This is a genomic window from Pseudomonas sp. 21LCFQ010, from assembly GCF_024129905.1.
Taxonomy (GTDB): domain Bacteria; phylum Pseudomonadota; class Gammaproteobacteria; order Pseudomonadales; family Pseudomonadaceae; genus Aquipseudomonas.
This window is the reverse complement of sequence record NZ_JAMYDZ010000001.1, coordinates 241,039-255,590: the sequence shown is the minus strand read 5'-3', so window position 1 is coordinate 255,590 and position 14,552 is coordinate 241,039. Positions and strand designations below refer to the sequence as shown.

Genomic DNA, 14,552 nt, shown 5'->3' with positions numbered 1-14,552 from the left:
GTCGCGATTCTGTACTTGGTTTGAGCAGGTAACCCGATTATTACGCACAATTCCGTATGAGCGGCCGGGCGGCGATCCGCCTGTAGAAGCAGCTTTAGCTGCAGTACTGATCATTTAGTCATCACAAATCTCTGTGGGAGCGACCTTGGTCGCGAAGAGGCCAGTAAAAACACTACATCTGCTGCGAATGTGCCGCCGCCTTCGCCAGCAAGCTGGCTCCCACAGGTCTAACTGACCAGTTTTGGCTTTAGCTAAGAAGCTTTCGCAGCTAAAGCTGCTCCTACGAGGTTCCCTGTTTGCTGCGCGACAGCGACGCCGAGACGGCGGGTGATCTGCTGCCCACACCCCGCATCCACCCAAACTCCTGTAACGACAAAGGCCACCCGAAGGTGGCCTTTGTTGTGTTCAGTCAAGGCAAGCGATGCTTACTTCTTGACTTCCCAACCGGTCAGCTCGGCCAGGGCCTTGCCGATGTCAGCCAGGGAGCGAACGGTCTTCACGCCAGCGTCTTGCAGGGCAGCGAATTTCTCGTCTGCAGTGCCTTTACCGCCGGAGATGATTGCGCCTGCGTGGCCCATGCGCTTGCCTGGAGGGGCAGTCACACCAGCGATGTAGGACACGACCGGCTTGGTCACGTTGGCTTTGATGAACGCAGCAGCTTCTTCTTCAGCGGAACCGCCGATCTCACCGATCATGACGATCGCTTCGGTCTTCGGGTCTTCCTGGAACAGCTTCAGGATGTCGATGAAGTTCGAGCCTGGGATCGGGTCACCACCGATACCGACGCAAGTCGACTGACCGAAACCGGCGTCAGTGGTCTGCTTGACGGCTTCGTAAGTCAGGGTGCCGGAGCGCGAAACGATACCGACCTTGCCTGGCAAGTGGATGTGACCTGGCATGATGCCGATCTTGCACTCGCCCGGAGTGATAACGCCTGGGCAGTTAGGGCCGATCAGGGTAACACCCAGTTCGTCGCACTTGACCTTGGCTTCCAGCATGTCGATGGTCGGAATGCCTTCGGTGATGCACACGATCAGCTTGATGCCGCCGAAAGCAGCTTCCAGGATCGAGTCCTTGCAGAAAGGAGCCGGTACGTAGATAACCGAGGCGTCAGCGCCGGTGGCCGCTACAGCTTCTTTCACAGTGTTGAACACTGGCAGGTTCAGGTGGGTGGTACCGCCTTTGCCTGGAGTCACGCCGCCAACCATCTTGGTGCCGTAGGCGATGGCTTGTTCGGAGTGGAAAGTACCCTGCGAGCCGGTGAAGCCCTGGCAGATGACTTTGGTGTCTTTATTGATCAGAACGCTCATTACTTGCCCTCCGCAGCTTTGACAACTTGTTGAGCAGCATCGGTCAGGCTGGTAGCTGCGATGATGTTCAAGCCGCTTTCTGCCAGTACTTTAGCGCCCAGTTCAGCGTTGTTACCTTCAAGGCGAACAACGACCGGGATTTTCACGCCGACTTCTTTCACTGCACCGATGATGCCTTCGGCAATCATGTCGCAACGAACGATACCGCCGAAGATGTTGACCAGTACTGCCGCCACGTTGGTGTCGGACAGGATGATCTTGAACGCTTCGGTTACGCGCTCTTTGGTTGCACCACCACCTACGTCGAGGAAGTTGGCTGGCTTGCCGCCGTGCAGGTTGACGATGTCCATGGTACCCATGGCCAGGCCCGCACCGTTAACCATGCAGCCAATGTTGCCTTCCAGCGCTACGTAGTTCAGTTCGAACTTGGCAGCGTGAGCTTCGCGAGGATCGTCCTGCGAAGGATCGTGGAATTCCTTCAGCTTGGGCTGACGGTACATGGCGTTGGCGTCGATATTGATCTTGGCGTCCAGGCAGTGCAGGTCGCCGTCAGCCTTGATCACCAGCGGGTTGACTTCCAGCAGGGCCAGATCGTGGTCCTGGAACAGTTTGGCCAGACCGGTGAAGATCTTGGCGAACTGAGCAACCTGCTTGCCTTCCAGACCCAGCTGGAAAGCCAGCTCGCGACCCTGGAATGGCTGAGCGCCAACCAGTGGATCGATGGTGGCCTTGAGAATCTTTTCAGGAGTGTCGTGAGCGATCTTCTCGATGTCCACGCCACCTTCGGTGGAGGCCATGAACACGATACGACGGCTGGAACGATCGACTACAGCGCCCAGGTACAGCTCTTTGGCGATGTCAGTGCAGGATTCGACCAGGATCTTGGTCACTGGCTGACCATTGGCGTCAGTCTGGTAAGTCACCAGGCGCTTGCCCAGCCACTGCTGAGCGAAAGCTGCTGCGTCTTCCTTGCTGCGAACCAGCTTTACGCCGCCCGCTTTACCACGGCCACCAGCGTGAACCTGAGCCTTGACGACCCACTCTGTGCCGCCGATCTTGTCGCAAGCTTCTGCGGCTGCTTCCGGGGTGTCTACTGCGAAGCCTTTGGATACTGGCAGGCCGTATTCAGCGAACAGCTGCTTACCCTGATACTCGTGAAGATTCATGCTTATTACCGTCTGTGTTTAGACATTACGCATTCGATGCTGCACACCGCATGTGTGCCGCACCACCTGTGACCGCTACTCCGGGTGGACTGCGGGAAATCCCACTGCCGCCTGAGAGGTCGAGTCCGACGCGCTTTCCGCGGTACGACCTGCGAACAGGTCTTACGACGGGCAGCGCGCCGAGGTTTCTTGTGCCTTAGCGCTTCTTGCGGTTCTGGATGTGGATGGCGCCGCCATTCACAGCCAGTGCCGCTTCGTGCAGCGCTTCGGACAGTGTCGGGTGAGAGAAGACCATCATGCCCAGGTCTTCGGCGCTGGAGCCGAATTCCATGGCGATCGCACCCTGTTGAACCAGTTCAGCAGCGCTTGGGCCGATCACGTGAACGCCCAGAACGCGATCGGTCTTGGCGTCGGCGATGATCTTGACGAAACCGCCGGTGTCGTTGGCAGCCAGGGCACGGCCACTGGCAGCGAACGGGAAGGTGCCGACGTTGACTTCAACGCCTTCAGCCTTGAGGGTCTGCTCGGTTTTACCAACCCATGCGATTTCCGGGTGGGTGTAGATAACCGACGGAATCAGGTTGTAGTTCATCTGGGCTTTGTGACCCTTGATGCGCTCAACCACCATGATGCCTTCTTCGGAAGCTTTGTGAGCCAGCATCAGACCACGTACCACGTCGCCAATGGCGTAAACGCCCGGTACGCTGGTCGCGCAGTAGTCGTCAACGTAGATGTAGCCACGCTCGTCCAGGGTCACGCCACTGTCGGCGGCCAGCAGGTCGGTGGTCACCGGGCGACGGCCCACGGCCACGATCAGGCGATCGAAGGTGATCTTCTGCTCGCCGTTGGCGTCGGTGTAAGTGACTTCGACTTCGTTGCCGTTGACCTGCGAGCCGGTCACACGGGCGCCCAGCTTGACGTCCAGACCCTGGTTGGTGAAGGTCTTCAGCGCGTCTTTGGCAACAGCGTCGTCAGCGGCTGGCAGGAACTTGTCCAGTGCTTCCAGAACGGTAACCTGAGCACCCAGACGGGCCCAGACCGAACCCAGCTCCAGACCGATCACGCCAGCGCCGATCACGCCCAGACGTTTGGGAACCTGCTGGAATTCCAGGGCGCCGGTGGAGTCGACGATGACATTCTGGTCGACCGGGGCCGGTGGAATGTCGATCGGACGCGAGCCGGAAGCCAGGATCACGTGCTCGGCTTCGATCACTTCAACGGTGCCGTCAACCTTGGTCAGTTCGACTTTCTTGCCGGCCAGCAGTTTGCCGTGGCCTTGCAGGGAAGTGACGCCGTTGGCCTTGAACAGGCTGGCAACGCCGCCGGTCAGACCCTTGACGATGGTCGCCTTGCGGCCAACCATGGTCGGCACGTCGATGGCGACTTCACCGGTGCTGATACCGTGAACGTTGAAGCTCTTCTTCGCTTCGTAGTACTTCCAGGAGCTGTCCAGCAGAGCCTTGGAAGGAATGCAACCGACGTTCAGGCAAGTACCGCCCAGCGCCAGCTTGCCGTCCTTGTCCTGGTACTTCTCGATGCAGGCTGTTTTCAAGCCAAGCTGGGCAGCCTTGATGGCCGCTACGTAGCCGCCAGGGCCCGCGCCGATCACTACTACGTCGAATTTCTGAGACATATAAAAAGATTCCTTTTTTAGCTTCGAGCTATCAGCTGCAAGCTGCAAGCTGAGCTGCGGTAGACGCAGCCCGGCATTACAACACGATAATCAGATAAGGTTACAGCCTCAAGCACCGCTCCCCGCTGCTGATGGTGGCAGCTGGAAGCCTGGCGCCCGAGGCTGCCTTGATCAGATGTCCAGCAGCAGGCGAGACGGATCTTCCAGCAGGTTCTTGATGGTAACGAGGAACGTTACAGCTTCTTTACCATCGATCAGGCGGTGGTCGTACGACAGCGCCAGGTACATCATCGGACGGATGACAACCTGACCGTTGACGGCCATTGGACGCTGCAGAATGTTGTGCATGCCCAGGATCGCGGCCTGCGGCGGGTTGACGATCGGGGTCGACATCATCGAACCGAAAGTACCGCCGTTGGTGATGGTGAAGGTGCCGCCGGTCATTTCGTCGATCGACAGTTTGCCGTCGCGGGCTTTCTTGCCGAAGGTGGCAATGCCGCCTTCGATTTCGGCCAGGCTCATGTGCTCGGCGTTACGCAGTACCGGAACCACCAGGCCGCGGTCGCTGGAAACGGCAACACCGATGTCGGCATAGCCGTGGTATACGATGTCGTTGCCGTCGATCGAGGCGTTGACGGCCGGGAAGCGCTTCAGTGCTTCGGTAGCAGCCTTGACGAAGAACGACATGAAGCCCAGGCGCACGCCATTGTGGGACTTCTCGAACAGATCCTTGTACTTCGAACGCAGTGCCATGACTTCGGTCATGTCGACTTCGTTGAAGGTGGTCAGCATCGCCATGTTCGACTGGGCTTCGACCAGACGACGGGCAACGGTGGCACGCACGCGGGTCATCGGCACGCGCTTCTCGGTGCGGTCGCCGGCAGCGAACACAGGAGCAGCAGCGGCAGCGGCCGGCTGGGCAGCAGGCGCAGCGGCCGGCGCGGATTTCTTCGCTTCAACAGCAGCGACCACGTCTTCCTTGGTGATCCGGCCGTCTTTACCAGTGCCTTTGACGCTGGCCAGGTTGATGCCGTTTTCTTCAGCCAGCTTGCGCGCTGCCGGGGCAGCGATGGCGTCTTCGTCGGCAGCGGCAGCCGGGGCAGCAGCTGCTGCTGGTGCAGCGGCAGGAGCAGCAGCGGCAGCCGGAGCAGCCGATGCGGTAGCACCCGCGTCCAGGGTAGCGATCACTTCGTTGGACAGGACGATGTCGCCCTCGCCTTTAACGATCGATGCCAGCACGCCGTCAGCTTCGGCCAGGACTTCCAGGACCACCTTGTCAGTCTCGATGTCGACCAGCAGTTCGTCGCGCTTTACCGCCTCGCCCGGTTGTTTGTGCCACTTGGAGATGGTGCCGTCGGCAACGGACTCCGGGAAAGAGGGGGCTTTGATCTCGATAGCCATTATCTGTAATTCCTTAATTCGGTTTCTAATGCGCGAAGGCGTTAAACAGTGAAGGCATCTTGCAGGAGTTTTTCCTGCTGCTCGGCGTGCTTCGAAGCGTAACCGCATGCTGGCGCGGCAGAAGCATCACGACCGGCGTACTCGAGAACGAGGCTACGGTTGTGGTTGCTGATGCTGCGACGCAGATGGTGCTGACTGCTGTACCAGGCGCCCTGGTTCATCGGCTCTTCCTGACACCAGACCACATGCTTGAGGTTGGTGTAGGTCGAAATGGCCTCCATGAGGTCATCTTCCGGGAACGGATACAGCTGTTCGATACGCACGATGGCGATGTCTTCACGACCTTCGGCACGGCGCTTCTCCAGCAGGTCGTAGTAGACCTTGCCGCTGCACAGTACCAGGCGTTCGACCTTGGCCGGATCGAGGCTGTCGATTTCCGGGATCACGGTCTGGAACGAGCCTTCGGCCAGATCTTCCAGCGTCGAGATGGCCAGCTTGTGGCGCAGCAGCGACTTCGGCGTCAGAACCACCAGCGGCTTGCGCAGCGGACGGATCACCTGACGGCGCAGCAGATGGTAGATCTGGGCCGGTGTGGTCGGTACGCAAACCTGGATGTTGTGCTCGGCGCACAGTTGCAGGTAGCGCTCCAGACGTGCCGAGGAGTGCTCCGGCCCCTGCCCTTCATAACCGTGCGGCAGCAGCATGGTCAGGCCGCACAGGCGACCCCACTTGTGCTCGCCACTGGTGATGAACTGGTCGATCACCACCTGGGCACCGTTGGCGAAATCGCCGAACTGGGCTTCCCAGATCACCAGCGCGTTAGGCTGGGTGGTCGAGTAACCGTATTCGAAGGCCAGTACGGCTTCTTCGGACAGGAAGGAGTCGTACATTTCGAAACGTGGCTGCTCGGCAGACAGGTTCTTCAGCGGCACATAGGCGCTGGCGTCCTTCTGGTTGTGCAGCACGGCATGACGGTGCGAGAACGTACCGCGGCCGACGTCCTGACCGGTGATACGCACCGGATGGCCTTCATGCAGCAGCGTGGCGTAGGCCATGGTCTCGGCGTAGCCCCAGTTGATCGGCAAGCCACCGGCCTGCATCTTCTGGCGGTCTTCGTAGATTTTCTGGACCTGACGCTGAACCACCAGACCCTCTGGCAGATCCAGCAGGCGAGCAGACAGCTCCTGCAGGGTCTTGAGGTCAAAGCGGGTGTCATGACGCGCAGTCCAGGCATGGCCCAGGTAGGGACGCCAGTCGACGAACAGATCGCGGTTAGGCTCCTTGACCAGGCTCTTGACCACGTGCTGACCGTTGTCCAGAGCAGTACGGTAGTCGTCGATCTTGGCCTGTACAGCCGCTTCGTCGAACACACCGGCCTTGATCAACTGCTCGGCATACAGCTCACGGGTGGTGCGCTGCTTGTTGATCTGCTGGTACATCAGCGGCTGGGTGCCGCTTGGCTCGTCGGCCTCGTTGTGGCCGCGACGACGGTAGCAGACCAGGTCGATGACGATGTCGCGCTTGAACTGCATGCGGTAGTCGATCGCCAGCTGGGTGACGAACACCACAGCTTCAGGATCGTCGCCATTGACGTGCAGGATCGGCGCCTGAATCATCTTGGCAACGTCGGTGGCGTACTCGGTGGAACGCGCGTCCAGCGGGTTGCTGATGGTGAAGCCAACCTGGTTGTTGATGACGATGTGCACAGTACCGCCGGTCTTGAAACCGCGGGTCTGCGACATCTGGAAGGTTTCCAGCACCACACCCTGGCCGGCAAAGGCGGCGTCGCCGTGCAGGGAGACTGGCAGGACCTTCTCGCCAGTCGAATCGTTGCGACGATCCTGACGGGCACGCACGGAACCCTCGACCACCGGAGAAACGATCTCAAGGTGCGACGGGTTGAACGCCATGGCCAGGTGAACTTCGCCACCTGCTGTCATGACGTTGGAAGAGAAGCCCTGGTGGTACTTGACGTCACCGGAGCCCAGCTCGGCCATCTTCTTGCCTTCGAACTCGTCGAACAGCTCGCGCGGGTTCTTGCCGAAGGTGTTGACCAGCACGTTCAAGCGACCCCGGTGGGCCATGCCGATCACGACTTCCTTGACGCCGTAGGAGCCGGAGCGCTGGATCAGCTCGTCGAGCATCGGAATCAGGCTTTCGCCGCCTTCCAGACCGAAACGCTTGGTGCCCGGGTATTTGGTGCCCAGATACTTTTCCAGGCCTTCGGCCGCAGTGACGCGCTCGAGCAGGTGACCCTGGTTCTCGGCAGAAAACGCCGGACGGCCACGGACGCTTTCCAGGCGCTGCATGAACCAGTTGCGCTGTTCGGAATCCACGATGTGGGCGAACTCGGCGCCGATGGTGCGACAATATGTCTGCTGCAACGACTCAAGGATTTCGCGTAGGCTCGCTTCCTCTTTGCCGATGAACAGGTCGCCGGCACGGAACACGGTATCCAGGTCCGCATTGGTCAGGCCGTAATGGGTGATCGACAGATCAGCCGGCACGGGACGTTGCCACAACCCCAGCGGGTCGAGCTGGGCCGCTTGATGGCCACGTACACGGTAAGCCTGGATAAGCCGCAACACTTCAACCTGCTTCTTCTCGTGTTCGCTGCTCACGCTGCCGGCGGATACCGGTTGTGCGCGGCGCTGGTTTTTGGCCAGCAACACGAAATGATCGCGAATTGTCGAATGCGATACATCGGTGACAGCGCTACCTTCAATCGGCAACGTCTGGAAGTAGGTGCGCCATTCATCTGGCACAGCGTTAGGGTCGTGCAGGTAGAGCTCGTAGAGCTCTTCCACATAGGCAGCGTTACCACCGGAAAGGTGGGCGCTGTTCCACATGCGCTGCATCACGCTTTCTTGCATGCTTGGTCACCCTCGGTAAGGGGACACCACCGGCGAAGACACAGAGCGAGTCTGAGACGGTCGTGTGCAGCGACCGTAACAAGCCACTAAGGATCACGCAGATAGTCCGGGCACCAGCCCGAATGCCCCTGCTGGTCTCATTTCTTCAAAGTTAGAGCACTGGCCTTGCGAGCCCTGCCCTGGTTAAAACTGCAGCGCGGACTGTGTGTCTGCGCCGCAGCGGTTGCAACGATGTAGCGGGTTACAGCAGTAAATCAGACGCCACTACCCAACAGCATGTTGCGCACGTGACCGATAGCCTTGGTAGGGTTAAGGCCCTTCGGACAAACGTTGACGCAGTTCATGATGCCGCGGCAGCGGAACACACTGAACGGGTCGTCCAGCGACGCCAGACGCTCGGCAGTGCGAGTGTCACGGCTGTCAGCCAGGAAACGATAGGCTTGCAGCAGTGCCGCAGGGCCCAGGAACTTGTCAGGGTTCCACCAGAAGGACGGGCACGAGGTCGAGCAGCAAGCGCACAGGATGCACTCGTACAGACCATCGAGCTTTTCACGCTCTTCAGGCGACTGCAGACGCTCGATGGCCGGAGCCGGCGTGTCGTTCTGCAGGAATGGCTTCACCTTCTCGTACTGCTTGTAGAAGATGCTCATATCGACGACCAGGTCACGTATGACAGGCAAACCAGGCAGCGGACGCAGCACCAGCTTGTTGCCCTTGACCACGGCAGACAGCGGCGTGATGCATGCCAGGCCATTCTTGCCGTTGATGTTCATGCCATCGGAGCCGCAAACACCTTCACGGCACGAGCGACGATACGAGAAACCTTCGTCCTGCTCTTTGATCAGCGCCAATACATCAAGCACCATCAAATCCTTGCCACCGGTATCGACGTCGAACACCTGAGTCTTGGGCGCCGAGTCGGTGTCGGGGTTGTAACGATAAACTTCGACTTTCAACATAGCGGCCACCCTTAGTAAGTCCGGACTTTTGGTTCAAACGCTGGCACGGTCTTCGGCGCGAAGTTGACGGCGCGCTTGGTGACCTTTTTGACACCCGGGTAGTACAGGGTGTGGCACAGCCAGTTTTCGTCGTCACGATCTTCGTAGTCTTCACGGGCGTGAGCGCCGCGCGACTCTTTACGGGCTTCTGCTGCGATGGCCGTGGCCTCAGCAACTTCCAGCAGGTTCTGCAGCTCCAGCGCTTCGATACGCGCGGTGTTGAAGGCCTGGGACTTGTCGTTGATCTTGACGTTGGCAATGCGCTGGCGCAGCTCGGCCAGTTGCTCGATACCCTTGAGCATGTACTCGCCGGTACGGAACACACCGAAGTAGTTCTGCATGCAGCTTTGCAGCTCGCGGCGCAGGGTCGCGACGTCTTCGCCTTCGGTACGGCCGTTGAGCGCGTCCAGACGGCTCAGCGCCCTGTTGATGTCGGCTTCGGTGGCTTCGTCATACTGAACGCCGTCAGCCAGAGCCTTCTCCAGGTGCAGGCCGGCAGCGCGGCCGAATACCACCAGGTCGAGCAGCGAGTTGCCACCCAGACGGTTGGCACCGTGAACCGATACGCACGCCACTTCGCCCACAGCGAACAGGCCCGGCAGGATCACATCGTTACCTTCAGCATCCTGGGTCATGGCCTGACCATGGATGTTGGTGGCAACGCCGCCCATCATGTAGTGACAGGTCGGAACCACTGGAACAGGCGCCAGAACCGGGTCGACGTGAGCGAACGTCTTGGACAGCTCACAGATGCCTGGCAGACGGCTGTGCAGCACTTCTTCACCCAGGTGGTCGAGCTTGAGCATCACGTGGTCGCCATTAGGGCCACAACCGTTACCGGCGATGATTTCCTTGACCATGGAACGGGCCACGACGTCACGACCGGCAAGGTCCTTGGCGTTGGGCGCGTAACGCTCCATGAAACGCTCGCCGTGCTTGTTGATGAGGTATCCACCTTCACCACGGCAGCCTTCGGTAACCAGTACACCTGCGCCAGCAATGCCGGTCGGGTGGAACTGCCACATCTCGATGTCCTGCACCGGCACACCGGCGCGCAGCGCCATGCCGACACCGTCACCGGTGTTGATCAGGGCGTTGGTGGTGGACGAGTAGATACGGCCTGCACCGCCGGTCGCCAGTACGGTCGCCTTGGAGCGGATGTACATGGTTTCGCCGGTTTCAATGCAGATGGCGATGATGCCGACGAAATCGCCATTGGCATTCTTTACCAGGTCAACGGCGTAGTACTCGTTGAGAAACACGGTGCCGGCTTTCAGGTTGCCCTGATACAGCGTGTGCAGCAGCGCGTGACCGGTACGGTCGGAAGCTGCGCAGGTACGGGCAGCCTGACCACCCTTGCCGAAGTCCTTGGACTGACCACCGAACGGGCGCTGGTAGATACGGCCGGTTTCGGTGCGCGAGAACGGCAGACCCATGTGGTCGAGTTCGAATACGGCAGCAGGACCTTCCTGGCACATATATTCGATTGCGTCCTGGTCACCGATGTAGTCCGACCCCTTGACGGTGTCGTACATGTGCCAGCGCCAGTCATCGTTCGGGTCGGCCGAAGCGATCGCGCAGGTGATGCCACCCTGGGCCGAAACGGTGTGCGAACGGGTCGGGAACACCTTGGTGACCACGGCAGTCTTGTGACCGCCCTGGGCCAGTTGCAGCGCAGCACGCATACCGGCACCGCCACCACCAACAATGATGGCGTCGAAAGAAAGAGTTTTTGTGCTAGCCATTAATCAGATACCCCAAAGAATCTGCACGCCCCAGACGAAGTAGGCGAACATCGCAATGCCGCATACTGCCTGGGCCAGGAAACGTACCGCAGTCGCCGACTTGCCCAGCGCCATCGGCGTCAGATAGTCGGTGGTGATGGTCCACATGCCGACCCAGGCGTGAGCGCCAAGGGCAACGAGGGCCAGCAGACTGAAAATACGCATCCAGGTGGCGGAGAACAGCTCGTGCCATTGGGCGTAGCTGATACCTGGGTGGGCCACCAGGTAGCCGATCAGGAAGATGAAATAAGCCGCGAGCACAACTGCCGACACACGTTGTGCCATCCAGTCATACAGGCCGGAGCGGGAAAGGTTAGTGACGTTGGTTACCATATCCAGACTCCCGCCAGCACGATCAGTACCACAGAAACAACGATTACGATTTTGGAGCCCAGCTTGCCGCCTTCCAGCGTCTCGCCTACACCAGCATCCATGATCAGGTGACGCACGCCGGCCACCAGGTGATACAGAAGGGCAGACAGCAAGCCCCAGATGACAAACTTCGCCAGCGGGCTGGTCAGACACGCCTTGACTTCACCGAAGCCTTCCTCGGACGCCAGGGATTTGTCCAATGCATAAAGCATGATGACAACACCGACGAAGAGAATGACACCGGAAACACGGTGAAGAATGGACGTGTAAGCAGTGACTGGGAGCTTGATTGTCCTTAGGTCTAGATTTACAGGTCGTTGGCTTTTCACGGCTTTTTTTCACACTGAAGAGCCCTTTGAACAACAGGGCAAGTTGTTGGGAAGTGCACTGGTCAGGTACCCACTACCCACGAAGTGACGAGCGCCTGAAACTGGCTGCAAAGCCCATGGCGCTCGGACGCCGAGTATAGACAGTTAGGCCACTAATGACAACGCGCAGACCACCCGCCAACGGCGGATTGCACAGCTTGCGCAAAAGGGGTAAAGGAGTCGGAATAATACGAAAATATGGATAGCCAAAGCCGCTTTGGAACACGACTTTAGGCAAATTGACTTTAGAATTTATCTCACTATAGTGATGCGGGCCCTGCGTGGGGGGCCTGTCTGATGATTCGAAGCATAAACAGGAGGCCATATGGCTGACAAAAAAGCGCAGTTGATCATCGAGGGCACCGCCCCCGTCGAGCTGCCAATTCTGACCGGCACTGTTGGTCCTGACGTGATCGACGTACGCGGCCTGACCGCCACCGGCCGCTTCACATTCGACCCAGGCTTCATGTCGACCGCCTCTTGCGAGTCGAAAATCACCTATATCGATGGTGACAAGGGAATCCTGCTGCACCGCGGCTACCCGATCGAGCAACTGGCCAGCCAGTCCGACTACCTGGAAACCTGCTACCTGCTGCTCAATGGCGAGCTGCCAACCGCAGAACAGAAGGCCCAGTTCGTTGCCGTGGTCAAAAACCACACGATGGTCCACGAACAGCTCAAGACCTTCTTCAACGGTTTCCGCCGTGACGCCCACCCGATGGCAGTCATGTGCGGCGTAGTGGGCGCCCTGTCGGCGTTCTACCACGACTCGCTGGACATCAATAATCCGCAGCACCGGGAAATCTCGGCCATTCGCCTGGTTGCGAAGATGCCGACCCTTGCCGCCATGGTCTACAAGTACTCCATGGGCCAGCCCATGATGTACCCGCGCAACGACCTGAGCTACGCAGAAAACTTCCTGCACATGATGTTCAACACCCCGTGCGAGATCAAACCGATCAGCCCGGTACTGGCCAAGGCAATGGACCGGATCTTCATCCTCCACGCCGACCATGAGCAGAACGCATCCACTTCAACCGTACGCATGGCCGGCTCTTCGGGCGCCAACCCGTTCGCCTGTATCGCTGCCGGTATCGCTGCACTCTGGGGCCCTGCCCACGGCGGCGCCAACGAAGCGGTCCTGACCATGCTCGACGAAATTGGCGACGTGTCGAATATCGACAAGTACATCGCCAAGGCCAAGGACAAGAACGACCCGTTCAAGCTGATGGGCTTCGGTCACCGTGTCTACAAGAACCGCGACCCGCGCGCCACCGTGATGAAGCAGAGCTGCGACGAAGTCCTCAGCGAGCTGGGCATCCACAACGACCCGCAGCTGGAACTGGCCATGCGCCTGGAAGAGATCGCCCTGACCGATCCTTACTTCATCGAGCGCTCGCTGTACCCGAACGTCGACTTCTACTCGGGGATCATCCTCAAGGCGATCGGCATTCCGACCAGCATGTTCACCGTGATCTTTGCCCTGGCCCGTACGGTCGGCTGGATCTCGCACTGGAAAGAAATGCTCTCCAGCCCGTACAAGATTGGCCGTCCACGCCAGCTGTACACCGGCGAACAGCAACGCGATATCACTTCGCTGCCGGATCGCAAGTAAGCTTCAGCGCAACGAACAAGGGCTGCCCAAGGGCAGCCCTTTGTTTTTGCAGCCAACCTTCAAGGCTTTAGCGCCCTCTCCCGCAACGCTTTGAGGGTGTTGAACGGCGCATCGACCACGAACTTGTTGCTCAGCCACGACGGCACACTGCCGCCAGGATCGGTGTGCACCTGGTAAGTCACCTCGGTACGATCAGGCCCCTTCGGCGTCAATTGCCAGTAGCCGTCGACACTCGCCACCCGCACGTAGCCTTTTTCTTCAGGAATGTAGCTCGGCTGTGCCAGCAGGGCACGCTTCAGCCCCCCATCGGCTTGCTGACTGCTGATCACCTGCAGCACCGAGTCACGCGGGGTGACCGGCCAGGGCGTCTTGAAGCGGGTGTAGGTCCAGGCCTTGTCACCTTCATGCTTGAGCAGCTTCTGCGATTCACACTCATGAATCCAGGCGCAGGCACCCGCCACGTCTTCCTGCAGGGCACGCAGTCGCTGGACGCTGGCATCAATCACGGTGACGCCACGGTAGGCCTTGTACTTCGAACCCGGCACCTCACTGAGCCACACTTTTATACCCTGTTCATCCTTGGCCAACTGCCAGTCTTCGGCATGTGCAACGCCCGTGAACAGTACAGTTACACCACACGCAACAGCCAGGCGGTACAGCGATTTCATCGTTTCACTCCTCTGCTTACGATAGAACCGCCAGCACCCGGACTCAGGCGGTAGCGGTAGCTCTTTCCCACCAGCCAATCAGACGAATCGCATCTGCCTGGTCAACACCACAGACCTCCTCATCCGCCGCAAAGCCCCCACACACGTCAGGTCGCTCGGGACGACCAAACAATCCACAGAGCATCTCCACCGAAAGATGCAGACAGCGAACGCCGGCGGGCTTGCCATCAGGCATGCCGGGGATGGGCGAAGTGATAGACGGCGCGATGCAGCACGCACCACAACCTGAACGGCAGTCCATGAAGCGATACACCTTGGGAATACGAAAAAAGAGTAGCGATATTAACGGCAGCTACAAAGGTTT

Annotated in this window: 12 protein-coding genes; 1 reads left to right on the top strand and 11 read right to left on the bottom strand. The window is 59.3% G+C overall.

Annotation, left to right across the window (positions count from 1 at the left end):
- Positions 1-425: 425 nt before the first annotated feature.
- The 9 genes from sucD to sdhC all read right to left on the bottom strand — a co-directional run bounded on the left by sucD (position 426) and on the right by sdhC (position 11,866).
- The gene (sucD, locus tag NJC38_RS01265; RefSeq protein WP_045490153.1) at positions 426-1,310 is read right to left on the bottom strand and encodes a succinate--CoA ligase subunit alpha; all 885 of its coding nucleotides are present in this window, start codon (positions 1,308-1,310) and stop codon (positions 426-428) included.
- Positions 1,310-2,476 (bottom strand): ADP-forming succinate--CoA ligase subunit beta, encoded by a 1,167-nt coding sequence (gene sucC, locus NJC38_RS01260; protein WP_045490151.1) that lies wholly within the window; start codon positions 2,474-2,476, stop codon positions 1,310-1,312. Before sucC ends, sucD begins: the two co-directional genes overlap by 1 nt.
- A gap of 196 nt (positions 2,477-2,672) precedes the next feature.
- On the bottom strand, positions 2,673-4,109 hold the full coding sequence (gene lpdA / locus NJC38_RS01255; RefSeq protein WP_045490149.1) for a dihydrolipoyl dehydrogenase: 1,437 nt from the start codon (positions 4,107-4,109) through the stop codon (positions 2,673-2,675).
- A gap of 171 nt (positions 4,110-4,280) precedes the next feature.
- Positions 4,281-5,510 carry a 2-oxoglutarate dehydrogenase complex dihydrolipoyllysine-residue succinyltransferase gene (odhB, locus tag NJC38_RS01250; RefSeq protein WP_253110527.1) on the bottom strand — a complete coding sequence of 410 codons (1,230 nt, stop codon included), beginning with the start codon at positions 5,508-5,510 and terminating at the stop codon, positions 4,281-4,283.
- A gap of 41 nt (positions 5,511-5,551) precedes the next feature.
- Positions 5,552-8,383: a 2-oxoglutarate dehydrogenase E1 component gene (locus tag NJC38_RS01245; RefSeq protein ID WP_253110526.1), complete on the bottom strand. Its 2,832-nt coding sequence runs from the start codon at positions 8,381-8,383 to the stop codon at positions 5,552-5,554.
- 254 nt (positions 8,384-8,637) lie between these two features.
- On the bottom strand, positions 8,638-9,342 hold the full coding sequence (locus tag NJC38_RS01240) for a succinate dehydrogenase iron-sulfur subunit (protein ID WP_045490142.1): 705 nt from the start codon (positions 9,340-9,342) through the stop codon (positions 8,638-8,640).
- Between the two features lie 11 nt (positions 9,343-9,353).
- Positions 9,354-11,126, bottom strand: a complete 1,773-nt coding sequence (gene sdhA / locus NJC38_RS01235) for a succinate dehydrogenase flavoprotein subunit (protein WP_253110524.1) — start codon at positions 11,124-11,126, stop codon at positions 9,354-9,356.
- A gap of 3 nt (positions 11,127-11,129) precedes the next feature.
- Positions 11,130-11,498: a succinate dehydrogenase, hydrophobic membrane anchor protein gene (gene sdhD, locus NJC38_RS01230; RefSeq protein WP_045490137.1), complete on the bottom strand. Its 369-nt coding sequence runs from the start codon at positions 11,496-11,498 to the stop codon at positions 11,130-11,132.
- A complete protein-coding gene (sdhC, locus tag NJC38_RS01225; RefSeq protein WP_045490135.1) occupies positions 11,492-11,866 on the bottom strand; it encodes a succinate dehydrogenase, cytochrome b556 subunit in 375 nt (124 codons plus the stop codon). The genes sdhD and sdhC overlap by 7 nt, the downstream gene beginning before the upstream one ends.
- Before the next feature lie 364 nt (positions 11,867-12,230).
- Here sdhC and gltA point away from each other — a divergent pair, with 364 nt between their 5' ends.
- The gene (gltA, locus tag NJC38_RS01220; protein ID WP_045490133.1) at positions 12,231-13,520 is read left to right on the top strand and encodes a citrate synthase; all 1,290 of its coding nucleotides are present in this window, start codon (positions 12,231-12,233) and stop codon (positions 13,518-13,520) included.
- A 59-nt stretch (positions 13,521-13,579) separates the two neighbouring features.
- Here the strand turns inward: gltA and NJC38_RS01215 are convergent, their stop codons facing one another.
- Positions 13,580-14,188, bottom strand: a complete 609-nt coding sequence (locus tag NJC38_RS01215; RefSeq protein ID WP_253110522.1) for an START domain-containing protein — start codon at positions 14,186-14,188, stop codon at positions 13,580-13,582.
- A 43-nt stretch (positions 14,189-14,231) separates the two neighbouring features.
- Entirely contained in the window at positions 14,232-14,489 is a 258-nt protein-coding gene (locus tag NJC38_RS01210) for a YkgJ family cysteine cluster protein (RefSeq protein ID WP_253110520.1), read from the bottom strand.
- Between the last annotated feature and the right edge of the window lie 63 nt (positions 14,490-14,552).

What these genes read in the sequence shown, in the direction of transcription:
- lpdA (WP_045490149.1), bottom strand. Translation starts at nt 4,109, where the DNA reads ATGTCTCAGAAATTCGACGTAGTAGTGATCGGCGCGGGCCCTGGCGGC.
- NJC38_RS01245 (WP_253110526.1), bottom strand. Translation starts at nt 8,383, where the DNA reads ATGCAAGAAAGCGTGATGCAGCGCATGTGGAACAGCGCCCACCTTTCC.
- odhB (WP_253110527.1), bottom strand. Translation starts at nt 5,510, where the DNA reads ATGGCTATCGAGATCAAAGCCCCCTCTTTCCCGGAGTCCGTTGCCGAC.
- sdhD (WP_045490137.1), bottom strand. Translation starts at nt 11,498, where the DNA reads ATGGTAACCAACGTCACTAACCTTTCCCGCTCCGGCCTGTATGACTGG.
- sucD (WP_045490153.1), bottom strand. Translation starts at nt 1,310, where the DNA reads ATGAGCGTTCTGATCAATAAAGACACCAAAGTCATCTGCCAGGGCTTC.
- NJC38_RS01215 (WP_253110522.1), bottom strand. Translation starts at nt 14,188, where the DNA reads ATGAAATCGCTGTACCGCCTGGCTGTTGCGTGTGGTGTAACTGTACTG.
- sdhA (WP_253110524.1), bottom strand. Translation starts at nt 11,126, where the DNA reads ATGGCTAGCACAAAAACTCTTTCTTTCGACGCCATCATTGTTGGTGGT.
- NJC38_RS01240 (WP_045490142.1), bottom strand. Translation starts at nt 9,342, where the DNA reads ATGTTGAAAGTCGAAGTTTATCGTTACAACCCCGACACCGACTCGGCG.
- sucC (WP_045490151.1), bottom strand. Translation starts at nt 2,476, where the DNA reads ATGAATCTTCACGAGTATCAGGGTAAGCAGCTGTTCGCTGAATACGGC.
- NJC38_RS01210 (WP_253110520.1), bottom strand. Translation starts at nt 14,489, where the DNA reads ATGGACTGCCGTTCAGGTTGTGGTGCGTGCTGCATCGCGCCGTCTATC.
- gltA (WP_045490133.1), top strand. Translation starts at nt 12,231, where the DNA reads ATGGCTGACAAAAAAGCGCAGTTGATCATCGAGGGCACCGCCCCCGTC.